18 protein-coding genes are annotated in these 24,828 nt (G+C 63.0%); 9 read left to right on the top strand and 9 right to left on the bottom strand.

The window, feature by feature from the left end:
- Positions 1–32: 32 nt before the first annotated feature.
- Positions 33–338, bottom strand: coding sequence for a DUF2849 domain-containing protein (locus NKJ89_RS01925; RefSeq protein WP_352599411.1), 306 nt, complete (start codon positions 336–338; stop codon positions 33–35).
- Entirely contained in the window at positions 335–1,786 is a 1,452-nt protein-coding gene (cysG, locus tag NKJ89_RS01920) for a siroheme synthase CysG (RefSeq protein ID WP_352599409.1), read from the bottom strand. Before cysG ends, NKJ89_RS01925 begins: the two co-directional genes overlap by 4 nt.
- 415 nt (positions 1,787–2,201) lie before the next feature.
- On the opposite strand from cysG, the gene NKJ89_RS01915 reads away from it, so the two are divergent.
- Both NKJ89_RS01915 and NKJ89_RS01910 read left to right on the top strand, forming a co-directional pair.
- On the top strand, positions 2,202–2,651 hold the full coding sequence (locus tag NKJ89_RS01915; RefSeq protein WP_023760768.1) for a baeRF12 domain-containing protein: 450 nt from the start codon (positions 2,202–2,204) through the stop codon (positions 2,649–2,651).
- A 225-nt stretch (positions 2,652–2,876) separates the two neighbouring features.
- On the top strand, positions 2,877–4,661 hold the full coding sequence (locus NKJ89_RS01910) for a cation:proton antiporter domain-containing protein (protein WP_352599407.1): 1,785 nt from the start codon (positions 2,877–2,879) through the stop codon (positions 4,659–4,661).
- Here NKJ89_RS01910 and NKJ89_RS01905 read toward each other — a convergent pair.
- Positions 4,658–5,458: an AraC family transcriptional regulator gene (locus NKJ89_RS01905; RefSeq protein ID WP_023760771.1), complete on the bottom strand. Its 801-nt coding sequence runs from the start codon at positions 5,456–5,458 to the stop codon at positions 4,658–4,660. The genes NKJ89_RS01910 and NKJ89_RS01905 overlap by 4 nt on opposite strands.
- 117 nt (positions 5,459–5,575) lie before the next feature.
- Between NKJ89_RS01905 and NKJ89_RS01900 the strand changes: the two genes are divergently transcribed.
- Entirely contained in the window at positions 5,576–6,496 is a 921-nt protein-coding gene (locus NKJ89_RS01900) for a zinc-binding dehydrogenase (RefSeq protein WP_352599404.1), read from the top strand.
- A gap of 13 nt (positions 6,497–6,509) precedes the next feature.
- On the opposite strand, the gene NKJ89_RS01895 is transcribed toward NKJ89_RS01900, so the two are convergent.
- The 5 genes from NKJ89_RS01895 to NKJ89_RS01875 all read right to left on the bottom strand — a co-directional run bounded on the left by NKJ89_RS01895 (position 6,510) and on the right by NKJ89_RS01875 (position 12,411).
- The gene (locus NKJ89_RS01895) at positions 6,510–7,262 is read right to left on the bottom strand and encodes an SDR family NAD(P)-dependent oxidoreductase (protein ID WP_352599402.1); all 753 of its coding nucleotides are present in this window, start codon (positions 7,260–7,262) and stop codon (positions 6,510–6,512) included.
- Between the two features lie 51 nt (positions 7,263–7,313).
- A complete protein-coding gene (locus tag NKJ89_RS01890) occupies positions 7,314–9,590 on the bottom strand; it encodes a transglycosylase domain-containing protein (RefSeq protein ID WP_352599400.1) in 2,277 nt (758 codons plus the stop codon).
- A gap of 370 nt (positions 9,591–9,960) precedes the next feature.
- The gene (locus NKJ89_RS01885; RefSeq protein ID WP_023760775.1) at positions 9,961–10,161 is read right to left on the bottom strand and encodes a hypothetical protein; all 201 of its coding nucleotides are present in this window, start codon (positions 10,159–10,161) and stop codon (positions 9,961–9,963) included.
- 96 nt (positions 10,162–10,257) lie between these two features.
- A complete protein-coding gene (locus NKJ89_RS01880) occupies positions 10,258–10,878 on the bottom strand; it encodes a ribonuclease D (protein WP_352599398.1) in 621 nt (206 codons plus the stop codon).
- A gap of 147 nt (positions 10,879–11,025) precedes the next feature.
- The gene (locus tag NKJ89_RS01875; RefSeq protein WP_352599396.1) at positions 11,026–12,411 is read right to left on the bottom strand and encodes a M20/M25/M40 family metallo-hydrolase; all 1,386 of its coding nucleotides are present in this window, start codon (positions 12,409–12,411) and stop codon (positions 11,026–11,028) included.
- Positions 12,412–12,826: 415 nt separating this feature from the next.
- Between NKJ89_RS01875 and polA the strand changes: the two genes are divergently transcribed.
- The gene (gene polA, locus NKJ89_RS01870; protein ID WP_352599823.1) at positions 12,827–15,784 is read left to right on the top strand and encodes a DNA polymerase I; all 2,958 of its coding nucleotides are present in this window, start codon (positions 12,827–12,829) and stop codon (positions 15,782–15,784) included.
- A 32-nt stretch (positions 15,785–15,816) separates the two neighbouring features.
- Here polA and NKJ89_RS01865 read toward each other — a convergent pair whose 3' ends face one another.
- The gene (locus NKJ89_RS01865; RefSeq protein ID WP_023760778.1) at positions 15,817–16,221 is read right to left on the bottom strand and encodes a Fur family transcriptional regulator; all 405 of its coding nucleotides are present in this window, start codon (positions 16,219–16,221) and stop codon (positions 15,817–15,819) included.
- A gap of 264 nt (positions 16,222–16,485) precedes the next feature.
- On the opposite strand from NKJ89_RS01865, the gene NKJ89_RS01860 reads away from it, so the two are divergent.
- The 5 genes from NKJ89_RS01860 (at position 16,486) to amrB (ending at position 24,773) form a co-directional block, all read left to right on the top strand.
- Positions 16,486–18,690 carry a caspase family protein gene (locus tag NKJ89_RS01860; RefSeq protein ID WP_352599394.1) on the top strand — a complete coding sequence of 735 codons (2,205 nt, stop codon included), beginning with the start codon at positions 16,486–16,488 and terminating at the stop codon, positions 18,688–18,690.
- A gap of 119 nt (positions 18,691–18,809) precedes the next feature.
- Complete coding sequence (locus tag NKJ89_RS01855; protein ID WP_352599392.1) at positions 18,810–19,178, top strand: hypothetical protein; 369 nt, start codon at positions 18,810–18,812, stop codon at positions 19,176–19,178.
- Positions 19,175–19,876, top strand: a complete 702-nt coding sequence (locus NKJ89_RS01850; RefSeq protein ID WP_352599390.1) for a DUF4760 domain-containing protein — start codon at positions 19,175–19,177, stop codon at positions 19,874–19,876. Before NKJ89_RS01855 ends, NKJ89_RS01850 begins: the two co-directional genes overlap by 4 nt.
- Positions 19,877–19,878: 2 nt before the next feature.
- The gene (locus NKJ89_RS01845) at positions 19,879–22,905 is read left to right on the top strand and encodes a hypothetical protein (protein WP_352599388.1); all 3,027 of its coding nucleotides are present in this window, start codon (positions 19,879–19,881) and stop codon (positions 22,903–22,905) included.
- A gap of 155 nt (positions 22,906–23,060) precedes the next feature.
- On the top strand, positions 23,061–24,773 hold the full coding sequence (amrB, locus tag NKJ89_RS01840; protein WP_352599386.1) for an AmmeMemoRadiSam system protein B: 1,713 nt from the start codon (positions 23,061–23,063) through the stop codon (positions 24,771–24,773).
- Positions 24,774–24,828: the final 55 nt, after the last annotated feature.

Raw genomic sequence — 24,828 nt, 5'->3', positions numbered from 1 at the left:
TCAGGGCGCGTCCGCCCATACCTGGTGTCTTGTTAAGCTGCCCACGTCGCCTGCTTGGCAGCCTGCTTGCCGAGATCGTTGCGGATGGTCGGGCCCGCGGCGCGAATCTTTTCGCGCAGCCGCACCGGCGCGACGACGCCGTTGACGACATCGGCATCGATCAAATTGACATCGACCACTTCGTTGGCGGCATAGGCCTTGGCGCCGATCAACTCGAGGCGATCCTCGGCCGCCTTGTCATGGGCGATGTCGGCATGGTCCACCGTCTCGGCCCAGCCGCCATCGGCGTACCAGACGGCAATGCCGTCGGTCAGGCGGTTGGCAGTCAGAATCTTCATGACTGAACTCCTTGGGCGACCGAACTGGACGCACCTTCATGTCTGTGTGCCGCGAGCGCCTCGGACCGGTCAAAGTTGGCGCCGGCGACCGCGTCGCCGATGATGGTCATGACCGGGCCGGAAAGATCGGCGCGCGCTTCCAGCGACGGCAGGTCGGCAAGCGTGCCGTGGAACCGGCGTCGGTTGGCAAGGCTTGCATTCTCGACCACGGCTACTGCTGTATCCGGCGACAGACCGGCCTCGATCAACCGGCCGGCAACTTCGGCCGCCACCGAGCGGCCCATATAGACGGCGACGGTGGCGCCCGAAATGGCGAGCTTGGCCCAGTCGGGTAGCGAATTGCCCTTGAGGTCGTGGCCGGTGGTGAACACCATTGACGAGGAAACTCCGCGCAACGTCAGCGGCAATTCGAAATCGGCTGCGGCGGCGAATGCCGCGGTGACGCCCGGAACCACCTCATAGGCGATGCCGGCATCGCGAAGCGCTGCCATCTCCTCGCCGGCCCGGCCGAACACCAGCGGATCGCCCGACTTCAGCCGCACGACGCGCTTGCCTTCACGGCCGAGCTCGACCAGCAGTGCATTGATCTGCGCCTGGCTCTTGGTGTGGCAGCCCTTGCGTTTTCCGACCGGCAGACGCTCCGCATCGCGGCGGCCCATGGCAACGACATCCTCCGGCACCAGCGCGTCATGGACGATGACATCGGCCTCCATCAGCAGGCGATGGGCACGCAAAGTCAAAAGATCCTCGGCGCCCGGACCGGCGCCGACCAGGGCGATGTGGCCGCAGGCCGGCGCATCCGACAGCAGAAGATGGACAGCAGCGTCACGCGCCTGCGAAAGCTCGCCCGCCTCAGCCGCACGGGCAGGAGCACCAGCAAAGAAATCATTCCAGAAGCGGCGGCGGGCGTTGCCTCTCGGCAGCAGCTTTTCGGCAGCTCCGCGAAACGACGCCGCGAGCGTTGCCAGCGGCCCGAGCGCCGGCGACAGCATGCGGTCGATGCGGCTACGCAGCATTTGGGCAAGCACCGGGCCTGCACCTTCCGTGCCGATGGCAATAGCGACCGGCGCGCGGTTGACCAGCGCGGGGGTGAAGAAATCGCAAAGCTCAGGCCGGTCGACGGCATTGACCGGAATGCCCAGCCGGCGCGCATCCGAGGCCACGCGGCGATCGAGTTCCTCATTGCCGCTGGCGGCAAACACCATCACCGCACCTTCGAGCTGCGACGCGTCGTAAGCGGCGGCAAAATGGTGGGTGCCGGTCTGAGCGATGAAGGTCAAGAGATCGGGCTCGGCATGTTCCGCGATGACGCGCAAGACCGCACTCGACTGTCCGATCAGCCGTGCCTTGGCCAATGCCTCCTCGCCGCCGCCGACGATGGCCACGGCTTGGCCCTCGACCCGCATGAAGACCGGGAAGGCATTGAGTTTGGGAGCAATGTGCGGCATGGGCGCGAGCGGAATCCTGAACAGGCTTGCAGTTTTACGCGCGAGCGCGATCAATCAGAAGGAACGCACTGGCGCATCGCCTGTCGGGATGCAATCGCTTTTCTGAATGCATCTCGGCCAAGAGAAAAATATTCCTCATCGGCAGGTGATGCGGATTCAAGCACCTGTCGCAGGCCTTGATTTCCAGCTGTATTAGCACCCGGCGAGCAATGCCGCAAATCAGGTTTTTCTAAATTCTACCAGTTTAGTAGATTAAAGCCGCCGGCACTGGATGCCCGAATGTCCAAGTTTATAGGGATGCTGGCGGGAACATTACCCCTGAGAGACGCGTTCCCAAAGGCCCATCGCGTCAGATCGCGAAACCCGGCCGCGGCACATCGCAAGATGCCGCGGCGACCCAAAGAGGAGCCTTGTCATGAGCACGATCAACCTGAAGCATGGCATCTGGGTTTTGGTGGCCGATGGCGAAAAAGCGCTTTTCCTGAGGAATGCCGGCGACAGCAAATATCCGAACCTCGAAGTCGTGCAGGAAATCGAACAGAACAACCCGCCGACCCGCGAGCAAGGCAGTGATAGCCCGGGCCGATACAATGATGGTCCCTCCGTACACCGCAGCGCGGTCGAGGAAACGGACTGGCACCGCATCGGCAAGGAGCGTTTCGCCGACGACATTGCTGACCGGCTCTACAAGCTCGCGCACAGCGGCCAGTTCAAGGAGATCGTGCTTGTCGCACCACCGATGGTGCTTGGGACAATGCGCAAGAAGCTGCACAAGGAAGTCGCGGACAAAGTGACCGCCGAAATTCCCAAGACACTGACCAACCACGCCCTATTCGAAATCGAGGCCTTGCTGCAGGCAGCCTGATCGCTGTGAGCAATTGCGCCGGACCGAGGCGGAATACCATCGAGGAAATTCAAATTGGGGCCGGCGGCTTCCTCAGCCGCCGGTCAAGCCTTGGCGGCCGCAGCGTCGATGTCATGGATTTGCGGGTTGCCTCGCCAACACCCGATCCGCCATATTGCAAACAGGCGGCGGCTTCGGGCGGTGTCCATCCGATATCGCTGGTTTTTGAAAGGCGCTCCATAGACAATGCCGCATGACACGCCCCTTATCGCCACAATCGTCGCCGGTCTGGGGCTGGCTTTCGTCTTCGGCGCTCTCGCCAACCGCTTCCGCATTCCGCCGCTGGTCGGTTATCTCGTAGCCGGCGTGCTGGTCGGGCCGAACACGCCCGGTTTCGTCGCCGATGCCGGCCTTGCCAACGAACTGGCCGAAATCGGCGTCATCTTGCTAATGTTCGGCGTCGGGCTGCACTTCTCGCTGAAGGATCTGTTGTCGGTGCGCGCCATCGCCGTGCCCGGTGCGATCGTCCAGATCGGCTTTGCAACAGCGCTCGGCGCCGGCCTTGCCTGGATGCTCGGCTGGTCGATGGGCGCAGGGCTGGTTTTCGGCCTGGCGCTCTCGGTCGCCTCGACCGTGGTGCTGCTGCGCGCCTTGCAGGAACGCCGCCTGATCGAGACGGAGCGCGGCCGCATCGCCGTCGGCTGGCTGATCGTCGAGGATTTGGCCATGGTGCTGGCGCTGGTGCTGCTGCCGGCGCTCGCCGGCGTGCTCGGCGGCCAGGAGCAGGCGAACGCCCATGCAAGCGGCTTGCTTTCGCTACCGGACAGCTACGGCATCTGGGGCGTCGTCGGCATCACGCTGGCCAAGGTTGCTGCTTTCGTCGTCGTCATGCTGGTGGTCGGCCGTCGGGTCATCCCCTGGATCCTGCACTACGTCGCCCACACCGGATCGCGCGAATTGTTCCGGCTGGCCGTGCTCGCAATAGCGCTCGGTGTCGCCTTCGGCGCGGCAAAACTGTTCGGGGTCTCGCTGGCTTTGGGAGCCTTCTTCGCCGGCATGATCATGAGCGAATCCGAGCTCAGCCACCGCGCGGCGGAAGAATCGCTGCCGCTGCGCGATGCCTTTTCGGTGCTGTTCTTCGTCTCGGTTGGCATGCTGTTCGACCCGTTCAGCCTGACCAGCAATGGCTGGCCAATCCTGGCGACGCTGGCCATCATCGTCATCGGCAAATCTTTAGCGGCGTTCATCATCGTCGTTGCCTTCGGCTATCCCTTGGCCACCGCCCTGATGATCTCGGCAAGCCTTGCCCAGATCGGCGAATTCTCCTTCATCCTGGCAGAACTCGGCGTCGGGCTGAAATTATTGCCCGAACAAGGCCGCGACCTCATCCTCGCCGGCGCCATCCTGTCGATCGTCCTCAATCCGCTGATGTTCCTGGCCATCGACTGGATGAAGCCATGGCTGGGGCGGCGCGCCGCCAGGACGGCACCGCCGGCCGAGGCAAAGCCGGTCGGTCCGGCGACGGAACCGGGCCAATTGGCCTCGGTTGCAGCCACGACGAAAGGAGGAAACGGGCCGCCGGCCAGGACAGGTCTCACCAACCATGCCATCCTGATCGGTTATGGCCGCGTCGGCAGCCTCGTCGGTGCGGCGCTGAAACAGGCCGCCCTGCCCTTCCTCGTCGTCGAGGATGCCGACAAGACACTGGCCAGACTGAAAGCCGACGGCATAGAAACCGTCTCCGGCAATGCGGCCAACGTCGAAGTGTTCGCCGCCGCCAATCCCGAAGGGGCGAATCGGCTGATCCTAGCCATCCCCAATGCCTTCGAGGCCGGACAGATCGTGCTCAGGGCACGCGCTGCCAATCCCGGCATCAACGTCATTGCCCGCGCCCATTCCGACGCCGAGATCGAGCATCTCAAGGGGCTCGGCGCCGATACGGTGATCATGGGCGAGCGCGAGATCGCGCGGGGCATTGTCGAAGAGGTGCTTGGCCACAAGCCGGAGGCGGCTGAACCGTCCACTGCCTAAGCCGCGCCGCCATGCTGCAAGACACTGCTTAGATATTTTGCCGGCGGCTTCCCAAGCGCCTTCTTGAACATGGTGATGAAGGCCGTGACCGACCCGTAGCCGAGATCGCCCGAAACCTGCTGCACGCTGGCGCCCGAAGCCAGTTCCCGTATTGCGACGATCAAGTGCAGTTGCTGGCGCCAGCGCCCGAAGCTCAGCCCCGTCTCCTTCACCACGAGACGGGCGAGACTGCTCTCGCTGAGCGCAACGCGATTGGCCCATTCTGCCAGTGTGCTGCGATCGGCAGGATCTTGCGCCAACGCTTCGGCGACCCGCTTCAAGCGCGGCTCGGATGAGATCGGCAGATGCAGCCGCTGGACGGGCATGCGGGGCAATTCGGTAAGCAGGGTCTTGGTCAAAAGCTCATCCCTCGCGCGATCGTCCTGCACAGCATCGGACAGCTCGATGATCAGTTCGCGCAAAAGTGGCGAGATCGAGAACGTGCAGCACCGGTTCGGCAGATCGGCGGCTCCAGGCTCGATGTACACGAAGAAGATCCGAGCGTTGGCCGTCGCGACATTGCTGTGTTCCATGTCGCCGGGAATCCACACCCCGCAATGAGGTGGCACCATCCACAGGCCGCTTGGGACGTGGCATGTGATACCGCCTCCGAGCGCGAAGACGAGTTGGCCTTTGCGGTGCCGATGTGCGGGCACTTCCGCTCTGGTCCCGGGGACGTCGACGCGCACGGCAATCGCTGGCGCGGAAGGGTCATCCACATCGAAATCGAGCCAAGGGTAGCTGAGAGGCTGCTTCATGGTTGACGGCTTTTAGCGATCAATTGCCTTCATATCTAAATTATTCAAAGGCAAAAATCGATAGGGTCCACTTGCGAATGAGTGGTGCGTCCACCACGCAGCAATGAGGTATGAACCATGCTCGCCCTCGTCATCTCTTCCGACAGCGCGACCGGACTGAGGATCGCGGAGCTTGCCGAGCCTCAACCGACCCCGAACGAGGCGCTTGTCTCGGTCCATGCGACCTCGTTGAACCGTGGCGAACTGCGCCTGCTTGCCATCCGTTCGAACGGCTGGATCCCGGGTCAGGACATCGTCGGGATTGTCGAACGGGCAGCAGCCGATGGCTCCGGGCCAGCCGTGGGCGCCCGGGTTGCGGCTCTGGTCGACCAGGCCGGATGGGCCGAACGGGTCGCCGTCCCGACCGACCGCCTCGCGGTCCTGCCGGATGAGGTCAGCTTCGTGTCCGCAGCCACGCTTCCGGTCGCAGGCACGACGGCGCTGAGGACTTTGCGCCATGGCGGCGACCTGGCCGGCCAGCAGGTCCTGGTCACCGGTGCAAGCGGTGCGGTCGGCCGTTTCCAGATCCAGATCGCCCGCGAGCAAGGTGCCTCGGTGACTGCGATCGCCGCCGCCCGGCACGGCGACGATCTCCGCGGCTTGGGAGCTACGCACGTCGTCGAGTCGATCGAGTTGGCTGAGGGGCCGTTTTCGCTGATCACCGAGTCGGTGGGCGGCGAAAGCCTCGCACACGCCATCGAACGCGTCGCACCTGGCGGGATCATCGTCATGTTCGGTTCGAGCAGCGGCGAACTCACGCCGGTCGGGTTCCGCCAGTTCGTTCCGGATCATGAGGGCGCGAGGCTTCAAACCTTTGCGTACTATACGTCAGGTCCAGGCATTGGCGCGGACATCGCCTCGCTGCTCGCTCTGGTCGTGGCTGGCCGGCTCGAAACGCGGGTGGCCCTTACCATCCCGTGGACAGACATTGCTCACGCCCTGGACGCACTGCGACAGCGCAGCTTCAGCGGCAAGGCAGTTCTCACCATAACCGGATGAGCACCCTGTTTCGTCACACGTGCTGGCCGCCATTGATGTGGATTTCCGAGCCCGTCACATAGGACGCCTGCTGCGAGCACAGGAAGAAGATGATGTCGGCGACTTCCGCAGTGGTGCCAAGACGTCTGAGCGGAATGGTCTCGACGATCCTGTCCGTGCCCGGCGACAGGATCGCGGTGTCAATCTCGCCCGGCGCGATGGCGTTCACACGGATGCCGTGCGGGCCGAAATCATGTGCCATCTCGCGCGTTAGCGAGCCAAGTGCTGCCTTCGATGTCGCATAGGCGGTGCCGGCGAAGGGATGCACGCGGGTTCCGGCGATCGAGGTGACATTGACGATCGAGCCCTTGGCCGCCGCCAATTCCTTGAACAGGCCGCGAGCCAGCATGATCGGCGCGAAGAAATTGACCTGGAACACGTCGCGCCAGACATGCATCGGCGTGTCGATCGAGTCCATCCGGCTGTTGCCGTCCTTGAGCTTCGGCGAGATGCCCGCATTGTTGACCAGCGCGTGCAACTGGCCGCCATGCGCTTCCAGCCGGTGGCGGATTTCAGAGACGGCGATGCCGACATCCTCCTGATCGGCAAGGTCGACCTTGATGTGGTCCTCAGGCCCAGCCGGCCACGGGCAGTCCTCGGCGAAGGCCTGGCGCGAGCAGGTGATGACGCGCCAGCCTTCGCGCGAAAAACGCTTGACCGTGGCGTGGCCGATGCCGCGGCTGGCGCCGGTCAGCACGATAGTCTTTCTGGAGTCGAGTTCAGTCATTTTGGGAGGTGTAGCCGAACCGCGTCGCGGAGGCGAGCGGCGAGTTGCCGCTCAGCCGCCAAGGAGATCGAGGATCGAGGTCTGCCGCTTCTTGCGCGGACCGCCAACGTCGCCTGGTGGCACCGGGTGCTTGATCGATGCGGTGGCGCCGTCGTCCTCCGGCATGGACAAGCCATCGGCGTCGACGGTCTGGGCGGGACGCGCCGCGCGGACCGGCGCTGGCTGCTGGGCGACCGGCGCGGCTGGCCGCACCTGCGGCGCCTGCTGGCCGACCGACGCGGAAGGAACCGGCGCCGGTGGTGCGTTGTTTGCCGAGGGTATCTCGTCGGGCACGATGGTGTCGGCCGGCGTCGATGTCCAGGTGCCGGGCAGCGGCCGCACCGGCACGCCCTCGTGGGCTGCGACCATGAATTCGTGCCAAGCCTGCGCCGGCAGCGCGCCGCCGGTGACTTTCTTCATCGGACTGCCATCATCATTGCCGAACCACACACCGGTGGTGAGGTTGGCAGTGTAGCCGACGAACCAGGCATCGCGCGAATTCTGGCTGGTGCCGGTCTTGCCGGCCGATGGCCAGGCGAAAGCCGCTTTCCGGGCGGTACCGATCTCGACCGTACCCGTCATCATCGAGTTCATCATGCCGACGATCTCTGGCTTGACGACACGCGGCGCACTGTCGCCCCCGCTGTCATAAAGCACCTTGCCCTCGGTGGTCGTTACGCGGCGGATGAAATGGATGTCAGGCTTGTAGCCGCCATTGGCAAAGGGGACATAGGCCGATGTCAGTTCCAGAGGGGTCACCTCCGACGTACCCAGCGCGATCGAGGTGTTGGACTGCAGGTCGGACTGGATGCCCATGCGGTGCGCTGCCTCGACAACTGCGCCCGGCCCGACCTCCATGGTCAATTGGGCGGCGACCGAATTCAGCGATTTAGCCAATGCGGTTGCCAGCGTCACCTTGCCGAAATATTTGCCGTGGTAATTGTCGGGCGTCCAGTTGCCGATCTTGATCGGTGCGTCGTTGCGCACGCTGTCGGGTGTTCGGCCGGCTTCAAGGGCGGCCATATAGACGAACGGCTTGAACGCCGAACCCGGCTGGCGGCGCGCCTCGGATGCGCGATCGAACTGGCTGGTCGAATAGTCGTAGCCGCCGACCATGGCGCGCACCGCGCCGGAATCGTCGATCGACACCAGCGCACCCTGGCTGACGTTGAGCTTCTTGCCGCTTTCGTCGATCAGCCTGCGGATAGATTGTTCGGCGAGCTTCTGCAGGTTCAGGTCGACGGTGCTGTCGATGACGATATCGCCGCGCACGTCGCCGATCAGGTCGGGAAGTTCTTCCATGATGGTGTCGGCGACGTAGTTCTCCGACCCGGTCCAGTAGGACGGCGCGCGCGTTGCCGGCGCGCTCATCGCCGAGGTCAGCTCCTTGGCGCTGATCTTGCCCTCGTCGCGCATGGCGGCAAGCACCAGTTGCGAGCGCTCCTCGGCAGCCTTCGGATCGCGTGCCGGCGACAGCCGCGAAGGCGCCTTCAGCAGGCCGGCAAGCAATGCGGCTTCAGACAAAGTGACATCTCGCGCGCTCTTGCCGAAATAACGCCGTGAGGCCGCTTCGACGCCATAGGCGCCGGAACCGAAATAAACCCGGTTCAGGTACATTTCGAGAATCTGGTCCTTGGTATGCTTGTGCTCCAGCCAAAGCGCCAGCAGCACCTCCTGCACCTTGCGTTCCAGCGTGCGATCGGGAGTCAGGAACAGGTTCTTCGCCAATTGTTGGGTCAGGGTCGAGCCGCCCTGCGAGAAATGCCCGCCAATGAGGTTGGTCACCATCGCACGCGTCAGGCCAATCGGGTCGATGCCGAAATGCGAATAGAAGCGGCGGTCCTCGATGGCGATGACGGCCTCGGGGATATAGGGCGACATTTCGTGCAGGCCGACGGCTTCGCCCCCGCTCATGCCGCGATTGGCGAGCAGTTGGCCATCCGCCGAGACGATCTTGATATTGGGCGCGCGGTCGGGGATCGACCATGTCGTCGCCGCCGGCATCTTGGCGCCGTAGTAGACGACGGTGCCGGCCACCGCGATGCCGCCCCAGATGGCAAGCACGAAGCACCAGTAGAACAGCCGGCCGAGCACCCCGAACAGGCCGCGCCGGCTTCCGCCGCGCTTGGCCCGCGACGATTTTCCTTTGGCCGACTTGCGCTTTGCGGAGGCTTTGCGATTGCTCGGCACGACGCGATCCTCCTCATTCACCGAAAGACCCGCCGAGGATCGCGCCTGTGGCGGCCCCTCGAAACTGGGTTCGATGCGGCTGTCTCTGCGGTTCGCCATGAGCTGTGCTTGATATCCCCGATGCCTATGGCATTCGGGTTGAAGAGTAGATGCGGCGATTTAAGGGCGGGTTAAGTCGTGAAAAATCGAGGCAATATGGATTCAATTGCTCGCGGATCGTCTTGAATCGCGCATCAGCGCCGGCTGCGTGCGGCAGCAGGCGAAGGTCGGCGCCGGCCCAATGCCGTCAATTCTGCTGGATCGAAATACCTTTGTTGTCGATCTTGAGCTCGACCCCTTTCGGTTGGTCTGCTCACGATAAAAGACGCCAGGCGGTTTTCCCGGGAAAGCGCGCGGCGCTTTCCCTAGGGGATTGCATCAAACAAAGAGTTCAAGCAACTCGCCGGTTTCCATGAAACGGTGAACTGATCTAATCGTCGTCTTCGCTCGCGGCAGGTCGCCAGCTGGTCGGCTCAACCTTCTTTTGCGTATGACTGTCTGTGTAGACCCACCAGCCGTCATCGCGGTATTGAGCGATGGATTCGTTGATGACGCCGTCGCTGTCCTTCCACGTGATTGATATCTTGGAGCCGTCGGTCGGCGCGGTCGCTATCGGCTTTCTGTCCGTCAATGTCATCCCCTTTGAACCGGCGACGATGAGCCGACAAACGCGGCAGCCTTGCTTCCGGTTCCAAACCCGGCCATCGGCAGATGTTCGCGACTACCGTCAGCTATGGGCGAAGATATCCTCTTCGTCCCAGCCCATCAGATCGAGTTTGGCGCGCGTCGGCAGGAAGCGAAAGCAGGCATCGGCCTCCTTTGTCCGCCCATCTCGCGCCAGCCGCCCGGCCAGCACATCGCGCAAGCGGTGCAGATAGAGCACATCGGATGCCGCATATTCGAGCTGTTCGGGCGAAAGCGTTTCGGCCGCCCAGTCCGATGATTGCTGCGCCTTTGACAGGCCGACGCCGAGAAGTTCGAAACAGATATCCTTCAGCCCGTGCCTGTCGGTGTAGGTGCGGGTCAGCCGCGAGGCGATCTTGGTGCAGAAAACCGGCTCGGGCATCACGCCGAACGCGTTGTAGAGCACCGCGATATCGAAACGGCCGTAGTGGAAGAGCTTGGTTATGCCGCGGCTCCTCAGCAGGCTGACGAGGTTCGGCGCCTTCTTCTGGCCGGGCGCGATCTGGATGACGTCGGCCGAGCCGTCGCCGGGCGAAATTTGCACCACGCACAACCGATCGCGATGCGGGTTGAGCCCGAGCGTCTCGGTATCGATAGCCACCGCTCCGACATTGTAGTGCGAAAGATCGGACAGGTCGTTCTTGTGGAAACGGATGTCGGCCATTGTCTTCTCCGGTCGAACCTATAGTCTCAGGCGTCCTTTAACGGCATAGGACGCCGAGAGCTATGATGTTGGCTCGTCCTCGCCGCAATCCGCTGAAAAATCAACAGAAAGTTGATTTTCATCCCTTCAGCGTGATTTTCTCGCCACTCAGCGCGCCAGCGCATCGAGAATCCGCGCCCAGGAGCGCTGGCCCTTATGGAAGGAGTTGAGCTCGTATTTCTCGTTGGGCGAATGAATGCGGTCGTCGTCGAGGCCGAACCCGACCAGCAGCGATTCCATGCCGAGATAGGTTTGAAAATCGCCGACCACCGGGATCGAGCCGCCGCTGCCCGTCGTCACTGCCGGCTTCGGCCATTCGTCGGACAGCGCATTCTTGGCCTTGGCCAGGAATGGCGAGTCATAGGAAAGCTGGATTGCCGGCGAGCCGCCATGCGGGTGGAATTCGACCGAACAGTCGGCCGGGATGCGCTCCTGGACAAACTTCTGGAACGCGGCGCGGATTTTCTTCGGGTCCTGTTTATGGACAAGGCGAAACGATACCTTCGCCGAGGCTTCCGCCGCGATCACCGTCTTAAAGCCCTTGCCAGTGTAGCCGCCGATAATGCCGTTGAACTCGGCCGTCGGACGCGCCCAGGTCAATTCCAGCACCGAGCGACCCTTTTCGCCCGACGGGATCGACAGGCCGACGGGCCCGAGGAACGTCTCGGCCGTCTCGCCAAGCGTCTCCCATGATTTCAGGATCTGCGACGGCGTTTCCTCGACGCCGTCATAGAAACCGGGAATGGTGATATGGCCGTCCTTGTCGTGGATATCTGCCAGTAACCTGGCCAGGATGCGGATAGGATTGGCGGCAGCGCCGCCATAGAGGCCGGAATGCAGGTCGCGGTCGGCGGCCTTCACCGTGATCTCCTCGCCGACCAGCCCGCGCAATCCGACGCAGATCGACGGTGTGTCACGGTCCCACATGCCGGTATCGCAGACCAGCGCGAAATCGGCCTTGAGCTCGTCGGCATTGGCCTCGAGGAACGGCTTCAGCGACGGCGAGCCGGATTCCTCCTCGCCCTCGAACAGGATGGTGATGCGGCAAGGCAAATTGCCGTGCACCTGCTTCCAGGCGCGGCAAGCCTCGACAAAGGTCATCAGCTGGCCCTTGTCATCGGCCGAGCCGCGTCCGGTGATCACCTTGTGATCCGGTCCGACCTCCTTGATCGCCGGCGCGAATGGATCGCTTTCCCACAGTTCGATCGGGTCGACCGGCTGCACGTCATAGTGGCCATAGAACAGCACATGCGGTGTATCAGCCGGACCGTCGTGGTGCGCAACCACCATCGGGTGTCCGGGCGTGTCGCGCACGCTGGCGTCGAAGCCGATCAGCTTGAGCTCCGCCACCAGCCATTCCGCCGCCTTGCGGCAGTCGGCGGCATAGGCCGGATCGGTGGAGATCGACTTGATCCTGAGCAGGCCGAACAGGCGTTCGAGGCTCTGGTCGAGATTCTTGTCGAGACGGTCGAGAACGGGGGAAACTGCGGACATGTGTGAAGCCTTTCGATTCAGAACCGGAACCGTAAAGGCGGGACAGGAAAACGAAAAGCCCGCGATCATTGGACCACGGGCTGCAAATGTCTGTCCGAGGTAAAAAAGACCGCCGTGGTGGAGGGGGAGCCACGGCGGCCTTCTACTCGAAACGTTGCGGCAGCCCGGAGAGGGGGGATAGGCTGCCGCAGTTGTCCGGGATAGGCGGGGGACGGGCCTTGCTCCGGACTCGGCGAAAATTGCCGATGCTCTGTATCTGTGTCTTTGAACATGGCGATTCAAGGGCACGAAGATTACAGTTTTGTAACATGGCCGTGATTGGGCCGGAGCGGGTCTGTCAGGGTGTTGCCGGAACCGGTATCTGAAGCCGCCTTTGGCATGGACCAAGCCGCCGCGCCGCGCTATCCCTGCCGACATGAAAAAAGGCGATCATCTCTTCCTTGTCGACGGCTCCGGCTACATCTTCCGTGCCTATCACGCGCTACCGCCGCTGACCCGCAAATCCGACGGCCTGCCGGTCGGCGCCGTTTCCGGCTTCTGCAACATGCTGTGGAAGCTGGTCCTCGACGCCCGTAACACCGATGTAGGCATTGTGCCGACGCATTTCGCCGTCATTTTTGACTATTCGTCGAAAACCTTTCGCAATGACCTCTACCCCGAATATAAGGCCAACCGTTCGGCGCCACCGGAAGACCTGATCCCGCAATTCGGCCTGATCCGCCAGGCAACCAGAGCGTTCAACCTGCCTTGCATAGAAACCGAAGGCTATGAGGCCGACGATCTGATCGCCACCTATGCCAGGCTCGCCTGCGAGGCCGGCGGCGACACCACCATCATCTCCTCCGACAAAGACCTGATGCAGCTGGTCGGCGACACGGTCGGTATGTACGACCCGATGAAGGACCGCCAGATCGGCATTCCCGAGGTCATCGAGAAATGGGGCGTACCGCCGGAGAAAATGGTCGACCTGCAGGCGTTGACCGGAGATTCGGTCGACAATGTGCCTGGTGTACCCGGGATCGGGCCGAAGACGGCAGCACAGCTGCTGGAGCAGTTCGGCGACCTCGACACGCTACTTGCCCGCGCGGGCGAGATCAAGCAGGACAAGAGGCGCGAATCGATCATCGCCAACGCCGACAAGGCACGTGTTTCGCGTCAGTTGGTGACGTTGATGAACGACGTGCCGGTGGCCGCGGGGCTGGACGAATTCGTGCTGCACCCGCCGGACGGCCCAAAACTGATCGGCTTCCTCAAGACTATGGAATTCACCTCGCTCACCCGCCGCGTGGCGGAAGCGACCGGCACCGAGGCAGGTGATGTCCAGGCCGTCGCGGTGACAGTTGAGCGCGCCGATCATGCCCATGGCCCGGATGTCGGGGCCGGAGTGCCAGCTGTTGCCCGAGCCGAGTCCGGCGCCGAGCCTGGCCAGGCCAGTGGAGCGGCAACGACAGAAACGTCAAAACAAGGCGACACCCCTTCTCTGCTCGCCGCATTGCGGCTGGAGAGCGCGGCCACCCGCAAGATCGATACGTCAACGTATCACTGCATCCGCGATGTCCCGGCCCTGAAAGCCTGGATCGCGGAGGCAATGGAGACCGGCCGTGTCGCTTTCGACGTCAGGGCGACGTCGGCCGATCCGATGCAGGCCGAGTTGATCGGCATGTCCATCGCCACGGCGCCCGGCCGCGCAGCATACATTCCCTTTGCCCACAAGAGCGGCAACGGTGACCTGCTCGGCGGCGGGATGATCGAAAACCAGATCTCCGTACGCGAGGCACTGGCCGTGCTGAAACCGCTGCTCGAGGACAAGTCGGTTCTCAAGATCGCGCAGAACCTGAAATACGACCTCGTCGTCATGAGCCGTTATGGCATCGATGTCGCGCCTTTCGACGACACCATGCTGATCTCCTACGTGCTCGACGCCGGCACCCCGCATGGTCACGGCATGGACTCGCTTGCCGAGAAATGGCTCGGTCACACTCCGCTCCAGCTCAAGGACGTGACCGGTTCGGGCAAGGGCTCCGTCGGTTTCGATCAGGTCGACATCGGCAAGGCGACCGCTCACGCCGCAGAAGACGCCGATGTGACACTGCGGCTCTGGCTGGTGCTGAAGCCGCGGCTTGCCGCCAAGGGGCTTGTATCGGTCTACGAGCGGCTGGAACGGCCGCTGGTGCCGGTGCTGGCACGCATGGAGCAGCGCGGCATCTCGGTCGACCGTCAGATCCTGTCGCGACTGTCGGGCGAACTGGCGCAGGGCGCCGCTCGCCTCGAAGAGGAAATCTACCAGCTCATCGGCGAGCGCATCAACATCGGTTCGCCAAAACAGCTCGGCGACATCCTGTTCGGCCGCATGGGCCTGCCCGGCGGCTCCAAGACCAAGACCGGCCAGTGGTCGACCTCGGCGCAGCTTCTCGAAGACCTCGCTGCCGAAGGCCATGAACTGCCACGCAAGATCGTCGACTGGCGCCAGCTGATCAAGCTGAAATCGACATATACCGATGCGCTGCCAGGCTTCATCCACCCCGACACCAAACGCGTCCACACCTCCTACGCGTTGGCCGCGACGACGACGGGACGCCTGTCATCTTCCGATCCGAACCTGCAGAACATCCCGGTGCGCACAGCCGAAGGCCGAAAGATCAGGACCGCCTTCATCACCGACAAGAGCCATCGGCTGGTCTCGGCCGACTACAGCCAGATCGAGCTGCGGGTCCTCGCCCATGTCGCCGAAATACCGCAACTGCGGCAGGCCTTCGCCGACGGCGCCGATATCCACGCCATCACCGCGTCGGAAATGTTCAACGTGCCGGTCGAAGGCATGCCTTCGGAAGTCCGCCGCCGCGCCAAGGCGATCAATTTCGGCATCATCTACGGCATTTCGGCCTTCGGCCTCGCCAACCAGCTGTCGATCCCGCGCGAGGAAGCCGGCAACTACATCAAGAAATATTTTGAGCGCTTCCCGGGCATTCGCGACTATATCGAAGAGACCAAGGCCTATGCCCGCGAGCACGGCTTTGTCGAAACGATCTTCGGGCGCCGCATCCATTACCCGGACATAAGATCGTCCAATCCCTCCCTCCGCGCCTTCAACGAGCGCGCCTCGATCAACGCCCGCCTGCAAGGAACCGCCGCCGACATCATCCGCCGTGCCATGATCCGCATGGAGGAGGCGCTGGTAAAAGCAGGCCTTTCGGCTCGCATGCTGTTGCAGGTGCATGACGAACTGATCTTCGAGACGGTCGAAGCCGAAGTCGAGGCAACGATCCCGGTTGTCCGTCACGTCATGGAGAATGCGGCGATGCCGGCGGTGTCGATGTCGGTGCCGCTGCATGTCGACGCGCGGGCGGCGAACAACTGGGACGAGGCGCATTAGATTCTTGAAAATGCTTCACGGCTGACCAGCCTTCAAGCAGCTTCGGCCAGGCACTTGGCACACGTCCCGCGGAATTCGATCACCGCCTTCTTGGCGGCGAAGCCGGTGGAGCGCACCCATTCGTCCAGTTGGTGACCGACATCGTGGTCGGACATTTCGGTCACTTGCCCGCATGTGTCGCAGATTGCGAAGGCGGTCATCGAGTGGCTGTGATCATGCGGCTCGACGCAAGCGACGAAGGAGTTGATGCTTTCGAGCCGATGCACAAAACCGGACTTCACCAGTGTGTCGAGGGCCCGATAGACCTGCAGCGGCGCGCGGAAACCGCGCTCGCGCAACTGGTCGAGCAAGGTGTAGGCACTGAGCGGGCCACTGGCAGCCTCAAGCTTCTCAAGCACGCACAGCTGGTTCTTCGTCAGCACATCCCTTGCCGCCATGGTCCTTGATCCAACTCGCGTCTTGCGTCGCTCGCGCATCATTTCCGCGCGCAAACGACCCCTGTCCCACCCAGATAGCGACGAACAGGCATTTTTGCTACTGTTTCCAGCATCTCTGCGCCGGAAGGCTGCCGAGAACCGCGCCTTGTCGATCGGAGCAGGATAACAGGCGGGTTGCTCTCCGATGCAACATTCAAAATACTGACAAAATCCTCGGCAAGGATAGCGTCACTTGGGAATTCGATCGGGCTTGGGGAAGCAATCATGATCAAATTGACGCGGCGGACGCTGCTGGTCGGCACGTCCGCGCTGACGATGGCCGGCATGGTGTCGTTCCGGACCATGGCCGCATCGCGCACATACCATGCGCTGCTGGTCGCCTGCACCGAATATCCTGCTCTGCCGCAGAGGAACTGGCTGGTCGGTCCGAAGAACGATGCCGGGCTCGTCCGCGAATATCTTCTGAAGAACGTGCCCGACCCAGTGCGGTTCGCGCCCGAGAATGTCACGCTGCTCGCCAAGGATGTCCCCGGCGCCAGTGGCCTGCCGACCCATGCGGCGATCAAGGCCGCTCTGGCCGACCTTGCCGCCAAGGTTCAGCGCGACGATTTCGTCTATCTGCACCTGTCCGGTCACGGCGCCCAGCAGCCGCAGATGGTCAAGGGCGACGAGACCGACGGGCTCGACGAGATCTTCCTGCCGGTCGACATCGACAAATGGATCAACCGCGATGCCGGCGTGCCGAATGCGCTGGTCGACAACGAGATCGGCGCCGCACTCGACGCCATTCGAAACAAGGGCGCCTTCGTCTGGGTCGTGTTCGACTGCTGCCACTCCGGCACCGCGACACGGGCAGTCGAGGTCGATGACGAGTTGGAACGCAAGGTCGAGTTTGCCGAACTGGTCGGCGGCAGTGAGGCCGAACGGGCGGCTGCGATCAAGGCCTACGACGAGGTGACATCGGCCGCTGGCTCGCGTGGCATCGACGACAAAGGCACGCGCAAGCCTGCCTTCAACCTGACCCCGACCGGCGGCGAACCAATCGCCAAGGGCAAGCTGGTCGCCTTCTACGCCGCGCAGACGGTGGAGACGACCCCCGAAATGCCGCTGCCCAAAGGCGCGACGGATGCCCCGCGCTTTGGCCTGTTCACCTTCACCATCCTGTCGAAACTGGCCGAGAATCCCAACGTCACCTACCGCCAACTCGGCCAGGCCGTGCTGCAGCAATATTCGGCCGACAGCCGCACCCGGCCAACGCCGCTGTTCGAAGGCGAACTGGATGCCCGTGTGTTCGGCACCGACAAGACCGACGCGGTCATGCAGTGGCCTGTCGTCATCAAGGATGGCGAGGCGACGATCGGCGCCGGGCTGCTGCACCGACTCACCCCCGGCAGCAAGCTCGCCATCCTGCCTTCGGCGCTGTCCCCACTTTCCGACGCGATCGGATTTTTGGAAGTGCTGTCGGCAAAGAACCTGGAAAGCCGCGTCAAGCCGGTCGAGTTCGACAAGAAGCCGGCGCTCAAGGTCGCCGACATTCCGGCCAACGCCTATGCGCGGGTGGCAGAGATCGCCGTCGACTACAAGCTCGTCGTCGCGCGGCCTGCCGTGGCCAAGGGACTTGAGACGGAGACCGCGCTTGTCAATTCGGTTCTCGACGAACTGGCCACAGCCAAGGAGACGGGTTTCAACATCGAGCTGGTCGAGCCCGGCAAAGGCGCCGAGCTCCGCCTTGCGGTGCTGCGCGAGAATGCTCTTCCCGGCGCCGCCGAGGATGCGACCGACAAGCCGGCGCTGTGGTTCCTGCCCGCGTCGGGCGACGTGACATTGAAGGCCGGCAGCAAACCTCCGCTGATCATCATCCACATGGACGACCGGCAGAAGCTGGTCGATGCAACGGCCAGGAACCTGCGCACCATCTTCCGCGCCACCGGGCTTTCGCGGCTGGCGGCGGCCTCCGACTACAAGCCCGAGGACGTCGACGTCCAGTTCCAGGTCAAACGCCGCGACAAGGACGGCCTCGAACCCTTGCAAGCTTCGGTGGTGCCGCGCGTCTCGCCGGGCGACGAAGTGCATGTGCTGGCCAAGAACAGCTCGGACCTTCAGGTCGACATCAACGTGCTCTATGTCGGCAGCGATTATTCGATCACCCACATCGTTGCCGAGCGCCTCGCCCCTCAAGCCATGCTAGAGGAGGGACTGCTGGCCTTTACCGACACCAGCTTCGGCATGGAACGGATGATTGCGGTTCTGACCGAGGCACCGCCGGAAAGCGAGAAGCAGGACCTGAGTTTCCTGGCACAGGACGGCGTCGCCTCTGCGACACGCGGAATGGGCTCAGCCAGCTTCTCCGACATGCTGACCGATCTCGGCATGGCGCCTGCAACCCGCTCGGTGATGCGGCTTGCCGACAAGGGCGGGCCTAAAGGCGCGGTGATGATCTTCCCGATGGAGACGGTGCCGCGCGGTTGAGCCGATGGCGGAGCGACTGCCAACCCTTGCGCCATCGACGCGATAAGAGAACATTCCCGGCCGCAGCCTTGGTGCATGACGGCCGGATGAAACGGATAGGACCGATTGTGAAGAATTCTATGTTTTCCTGGCGTGGAACAGTGACCGGCCTTGCCGGCTGCCTGTTGCTGATCGCCAATGCCTCTGCGGACGAGGCCTGCGGCCTGTGCGTCAAGCAGATCGTCACCAATTCGGAGCTGGCGACGTGTTTTCTCGATCAATATGACCAGATCGTCAAAAGCGCCAGCGGTGCCATTGTCGTCGATCTCAGCAACTGCGCCTCGCGCGGCGTCGTCGAAGCCTTGCCGTCACCGAACAAGGGAGCGGTGGAGCCCGACGTGCAGTTCATGATTTCGCGCCTGCAGCTGGAATGCCTGAAAAAGAAGCTGGAGGCGCCAGGCATCGTGCTGGATCCCTCCGCCACCATCGAACTGGACAGCTGCGGATGAAGAAACCGGCGGGCAACACCAGGCAAACAGCAGTGCCCGCAAAGGCACTTGCCGCGAAATCGCCACTGCCGGAAACCACAGAGGGTTTCCCGTGGCCGAGCAGCCATGAGATCAAGAAGGAGAGCAATCCCTTCACCGACCGCGACTGGCGCATGCTGGCCTATGCCTGGTCGGGCATGGCGGTGCGTTTCGCCATCATCTTCACCTTGATGTTCTCGGTCTATCAGTTCCTGGCCAATCAGGAGCAGAAGCGCGTCGAGCAGACCATGTCGCTGGTCGAACTTTGGGAAAACAAAGACTACCAGCAGGCGCAGCGCGCGCTGAAAGATCGTCTAACGGCTCTCAATGCCAAATATGACAATTTGCTCAGCGCCAACCCCTCGCCTACCGAGGAGCAGGTGTTCCGGCAGCGGATCGGCATCGAAGCCATGACCGCCGCCGGCGGCGACATGCCGCTCGCCGATTTCAGCGAGAATTTCGACCGCATCGTCTATTTCCTCAACCGCCTATCCTTCTGCGTCGACGGCGACCTGTGTTCGCGCAAGGTGACCGACGCGTACTTCCGCGACTATGCCGTCTCGTTCTGGAGCTATTTTGCCGGCTATGTCGACAAGCAGCGCAAGGCGGGTTCACCCGCTTTTGCCTCGGCAATCGAGACCTATGTGCGCAATGCGCCGCCTGCGGACGAAGTCAAATAGCGATGGGAAAAATCGACCTCCGCCTGATGCGCGCCTGCCGCTGGCTGGCTCTGGGCGGAGCATTGATCGGGACTTCGGTTGCCCGTGCCGAGGACGCACCGGATTTCCACCTCGACCTCGACACTGGCGGCCATAGCGCGCAAGTCACCGATCTCACCTTCACACCCGATGGCGAAGACATCGTCTCGGCATCCAGTGACAAAACCATCCGCATCTGGGACTGGCGGAGTGGCGTGACGCTGCGCACTATCCGCGGCTATCTCGGCAATGGCAGCGACGGCAAGATCTTCGCGATCGCGGTCTCGCCCGACGGCAAGACGATTGCCGCAGGCGGCTATTTCGGCGCCAGCCTTGGCGACAAGCCGCCCTATGGCGATATCAGGCTGTTCGACTTTGCCACCGGCAAGATCAAGGCTGTACTCAAGGCCGCCGATTACGCGACCTATGATCTCGCCTTCTCTCCCGATGGCAAGACGCTGGCTGCCGGTGGCGCCGACGGCATCGTCTATCTCTGGCGCTTTGACGACAAATCCGCGACCGGCTGGTCACTGGACAAGAAGCTCGACGCCGATTCCTGGCACATCGACAAGCTCGCCTTCGCCGCCGGTGGAACCCGACTGGCCGCGACGACCACCGACAATGGTATCCGGCTGTGGGACGTCGTGAACGGCGAGGAGATCCCATTGCCCGACGTAGCCGAGCCGCTGCGGGACATCAGCGTGATGGCGCTGGCCGTTTCGCCCGACGGGGCCTTGTTCGCCACCGGCAGCAAGGACGGGCAGGTCCAGCTCTGGCGCGCGACCGATGGCACGCTGGCACGCGCCATGCCGACTCAGGATTTCTTCATCGGTTCGCTGACTTTCGCCAAGGATGCGCGGCTGATCGCCTCCTGCGGCTACCGCTGCGCCGACACACACCGCTCCATCGTCTGGAACACCGACACCGGCGAAAAGGTGCTCGACTATACCGGCCATGACGGCACTGTCTATGCCAGCGGCGCCAACGCCGATGGTTCGCTGGTCGCAACCGCCGGCGGCACGCGCCACGCCATCCAGGTCTGGGATCCCGCGAACGGCGAACGCAAGGCACTGCTGCAGGGAGTGGGCGAACCTGTAACCGCCGTCGGCATCGACGCGGCGAACGACGTCGTCGCCTGGGGCAACGCCAACCCTTGCCCCGAGCGCGTGGCCTGTCCCGAACAGCAGGGCGCGCTGGACAACAAATTGGTGCTGCCGACCACCGAACGCTTCTTCGAGGACCCGCAGCCGCTGACGGAGCCAAGCTCGTTCGACCGCGCCGCCCTTGTCGACGGCCAGTGGTCGCTGCGCGCCGCGACGGGCGGCAAGGACGCACTGGAAAACGCTGTGCTGGAGATTGCCAATGGCGGCAAGCTGGTGCGCAGCATCGAAAACGACGCCACCAACGGCTTTGTCCATTCCGCCTACACGCTGATCGGCAAAGGTCTTGGCCTGATCACCGGCGGCAATGACGGCACGCTGATCGAGTACAGAACCGCGACCGCGAAAGTGTCGGGCGAGTACACCGGCCATACGGCCGATATCAATGCCATGGTCGCCTCGGAGAAGGCTGGCCTGCTGGTGACCGGCAGCGCCGACCAGACGCTGAGGCTTTGGAACCTGAAGACGCACGAACTGATCATCTCGATGTTCTTCGCCGGTTCGCAATGGATCGTCTGGATGCCGCAGGGCTACTATTATTCCTCCGACGAGGGCGACAAGCTGATCGGCTGGCAGGTCAACCAGGGCCGCGATCATGAAGGCCGCTTCATCCGCGCCGGGCAGTTGAAGAAATATCTTTGGAGCCCCGAGATGGTGCGCCGGGCAATTATCCTGCGCAGCGCCAAACAGGCGGTCGAGGAGATGCGGCCCGGCGTCGACAACGAGTTGCAGAAGCTTTTGCAGCGCAAGCCGCCGGAGTTCGGCATCCGTCTGGCGGAAGACCAGAGCAAGGTCCGCGACGGCTACGTCGCCGTCGAGATATCAGGCGCCAAGGAAGCTGGAACCGATGTCGCCGGCTTCTCGATCCTGTCGAACAGTCGCAATGTCGGCGATGTCACCGCGCGCTCGGTGGACGGCAACAGCACCATTGTCGAGATACCGGTCGAGAACGGCAAGAACACCATCCGCATCACCGGCACCAACGAATATGGCTATCTGACCGAACGCAGCGTGACGGCACTGGCGAGGAAGACCGAGAAGACCGAGGCCAAAGGCAAGCTCTATGTAGCGGTCATTGGGGTCGACAAATATCCGTTCCTGACCGATGCCTGTTCGGGCCATGCCTGCGACCTGCGCTACCCCGTCGATGATGCCACCGAGTTTCTCAAGGTGATCTCCCAGAAATCAGCGCCGCTGTTTTCATCCATGGAAACGCTGGTTCTGGTCAACCGCGACGCACTCGACGAGAACTCCGACAAGGCCAGACAGACTTATGCAGTCGCCAGTGCCGACGGCATCATGGAGCCCGACTCCGACACGATCGACGACCAGCTCGCCGACTTCCTCGACAGGCCCGGCGAGCACGACACCACCATCATCTTCGTCGCCGGCCACGGCATCAACATCGATGAAGACTATTATTTCATCCCGACCGACGGCCGCAAACAGGATGCCGAACGCTGGAAGCGTTCTTCGCTTGTCGACTGGTCGGACATCCAGAAATCGGTCGAGCGCGCCAAGGGCATGCGCTTCATGCTGCTCGACACCTGCCATGCCGCCAACGCCTTCAACCCGCGCCTGGAAAAGGACGCGCAGGATGCGCGCATTGTCGTGTTCTCGGCCACCGCCGCCAACAACACCGCCGCCGAACTGCCCGAGCTCGGCCACGGCGTCTTCACCTATTCGATCCTCGAAGGCCTGCGCGGTAAGGCCAGGACTTCGGACGGCGGCGTCACGCTGTTCGGCCTTGCCGATTATATTTCTCGCGAGGTGGTGCGGCTGACGTCCTCGAAGCAGAAGCCGTTCTACTACGTCGGCGGCGTGGAGAACATTGTGCTCGCCGAGCCATGAGGAGGCCAGGCCCGCGCCAACGCACCCCCCTCTGGCCTGCCGGCCATCTCCCCCTCAAGGGGGGAGATCTGCTGTCAGGGCTGCTTACGCTGATCTGCAGCGCTGCAAGAAAACTCGCGAGGCAGAAGCTGCCAATCTGCCCCCTTGCGGGGGAAATGTCCGGCAGGACAGAGGGGGGTGCCTGCGCGCCGGCCAGCATCCTGCTGATCTTCGCCATCACTCTCCTGCCCCTCCCCACCTTCGCTTCCCCGGTCGTCTGTCCACCCGGAAGCGAGAACTTTCCGCCCTTCTACGACGACGCCTCGCTGTTCAAGGAGGCCATCGCCAACGTCGCCGATGTCGAGCCGTCCAACCAGCGGCTGACCGGCATCACGGTGCCGCACCATCTGCTGGCCGCCGATCTGGTGGCGCTGGGGTTCCGGGCGGCGTCCGGTTTCCGCTACAAACGGATCATCATCCTGTCGCCGGATCACTTCCACAAGACGCACAAGCTCTACGCCACCACGCTGCGCGGCTTCGACACCGTGCTTGGCCCGGTCGCAGCCGACACCGACGCCGTGCGTCGGCTTGAGACGAACGGCGACATGGTCAAGGAATCGTGCCTGTTCGACAAGGAGCATGGCGTACGCGCCATGCTGCCGTTCCTGCGTCACTATTTCCCGGAGGCGAAAATCGTTCCCGTGGCGATGTCGGTCAAGGCACGGCGCGGCGACTGGGACAGACTGGCCGAGGCGCTGAAGCCGATCGTCGACCAGGACACGCTCATCGTCGAATCCACCGACTTCTCGCACTATCTGCCGCAGCATGACGCGCTACGATTCGACCAGCAGTCGCTGAACCTGCTGGCCGCCGGGTCGCTCGACGGCTTGTCAGCACTTCGCCAGCCCGATCATGCCGATTCCGTCGGCGCGCTCTATATCCAGACGAGGCTGCAGCGCGAGCTGTTCGGCGCCCAACCTCTGGTCGTCGCCAATGAGAATTCGCAGGAACACACCTCGAACTATGTCGAGCGGACCACCAGCTATGTCGTTGCGCTGTTCGGCGCCTTCGGTCCGGGCTTCAACAATCCGACACGGCCAAAGGACAGGATCTACTATCTCGCAGGCGACGTGAATTTCGGCCGCGCCATGAAGAAGATCCTGGTTCGTGACGGTGTAGCCGACCGCATCGTCGGCAACGTTCTGGCGCTGACCGGATCGCGGCCGTTGATCATCAATCTCGAAGGTGTCATCCTGCCAAACGTTCCGGAAGCGATCGACGACATGACGCTGGCAATGCCGGAGGGCCTGGCTGTGGACATGCTGAAGAGGCTGCATGTCGCCGGCGTCGGTCTCGCCAACAACCACGCCTACGATCTCGGCCCGTCAGGCTACGCCGAGACGCTGCGCGCCCTGGATGAAGCCGGCATTCCGCATTTCGGGCAGGGCGAGACGCTGGCGCTTGCCGATATCGACCTGGTTGGCCTGACCGACATCGACACCAACGGTTCGAAGAACACCGACCTGCTCATCCCTGCCCTGCTCGACCGGCTGCTGCACGAGGATGCCGAGCGGCCAGTGGTCGCCTTCGTCCACTGGGGCCGCGAATACAAGACCGCACCGTCGAAGCGGGAAGATATACTTGCCGACCAGATGCGCCTGCGCGGCGCTTCAGTCATAGTCGGCGGCCATCCACATGTGTCGAGTGAGGCGATCGTCCCGCTTGCCGGCGGCGATGTGGCGGAGGTCTATTCGCTCGGCAATTTCCTGTTCGACCAGCGCGCCGAACGGTCATCGGGATCGATGCTGGAACTGCGCGTCTTTGCCCAGGGCACGATCTTCACCAGGCTCATCCCGCTGCCCAACTATTTCGAGATGGGCAGAAAATGAACGCTTCCAGGGTGTGTTGAGATTCAGGTCAGGCCGAGTCGAAAACGGTAGGTTC

Source organism: Mesorhizobium sp. M0047, from assembly GCF_040323315.1.
GTDB lineage: Bacteria > Pseudomonadota > Alphaproteobacteria > Rhizobiales > Rhizobiaceae > Mesorhizobium.
The sequence above is the reverse complement of the archived record's forward strand: the minus strand, read 5'-3'. Positions and strand labels throughout refer to the sequence as shown.

Excerpts from the sequence above, each read along its gene's own strand:
- NKJ89_RS01925 (WP_352599411.1), bottom strand. The coding sequence starts at position 338 with ATGAAGATTCTGACTGCCAACCGCCTGACCGACGGCATTGCCGTCTGG.
- cysG (WP_352599409.1), bottom strand. The coding sequence starts at position 1,786 with ATGCCGCACATTGCTCCCAAACTCAATGCCTTCCCGGTCTTCATGCGG.
- NKJ89_RS01915 (WP_023760768.1), top strand. The coding sequence starts at position 2,202 with ATGAGCACGATCAACCTGAAGCATGGCATCTGGGTTTTGGTGGCCGAT.
- NKJ89_RS01910 (WP_352599407.1), top strand. The coding sequence starts at position 2,877 with ATGCCGCATGACACGCCCCTTATCGCCACAATCGTCGCCGGTCTGGGG.
- NKJ89_RS01905 (WP_023760771.1), bottom strand. The coding sequence starts at position 5,458 with ATGAAGCAGCCTCTCAGCTACCCTTGGCTCGATTTCGATGTGGATGAC.
- NKJ89_RS01900 (WP_352599404.1), top strand. The coding sequence starts at position 5,576 with ATGCTCGCCCTCGTCATCTCTTCCGACAGCGCGACCGGACTGAGGATC.
- NKJ89_RS01895 (WP_352599402.1), bottom strand. The coding sequence starts at position 7,262 with ATGACTGAACTCGACTCCAGAAAGACTATCGTGCTGACCGGCGCCAGC.
- NKJ89_RS01890 (WP_352599400.1), bottom strand. The coding sequence starts at position 9,590 with ATGGCGAACCGCAGAGACAGCCGCATCGAACCCAGTTTCGAGGGGCCG.
- NKJ89_RS01880 (WP_352599398.1), bottom strand. The coding sequence starts at position 10,878 with ATGGCCGACATCCGTTTCCACAAGAACGACCTGTCCGATCTTTCGCAC.
- NKJ89_RS01875 (WP_352599396.1), bottom strand. The coding sequence starts at position 12,411 with ATGTCCGCAGTTTCCCCCGTTCTCGACCGTCTCGACAAGAATCTCGAC.
- polA (WP_352599823.1), top strand. The coding sequence starts at position 12,827 with ATGAAAAAAGGCGATCATCTCTTCCTTGTCGACGGCTCCGGCTACATC.
- NKJ89_RS01865 (WP_023760778.1), bottom strand. The coding sequence starts at position 16,221 with ATGGCGGCAAGGGATGTGCTGACGAAGAACCAGCTGTGCGTGCTTGAG.
- NKJ89_RS01860 (WP_352599394.1), top strand. The coding sequence starts at position 16,486 with ATGATCAAATTGACGCGGCGGACGCTGCTGGTCGGCACGTCCGCGCTG.
- NKJ89_RS01855 (WP_352599392.1), top strand. The coding sequence starts at position 18,810 with ATGTTTTCCTGGCGTGGAACAGTGACCGGCCTTGCCGGCTGCCTGTTG.
- NKJ89_RS01850 (WP_352599390.1), top strand. The coding sequence starts at position 19,175 with ATGAAGAAACCGGCGGGCAACACCAGGCAAACAGCAGTGCCCGCAAAG.
- NKJ89_RS01845 (WP_352599388.1), top strand. The coding sequence starts at position 19,879 with ATGGGAAAAATCGACCTCCGCCTGATGCGCGCCTGCCGCTGGCTGGCT.
- amrB (WP_352599386.1), top strand. The coding sequence starts at position 23,061 with ATGTCCGGCAGGACAGAGGGGGGTGCCTGCGCGCCGGCCAGCATCCTG.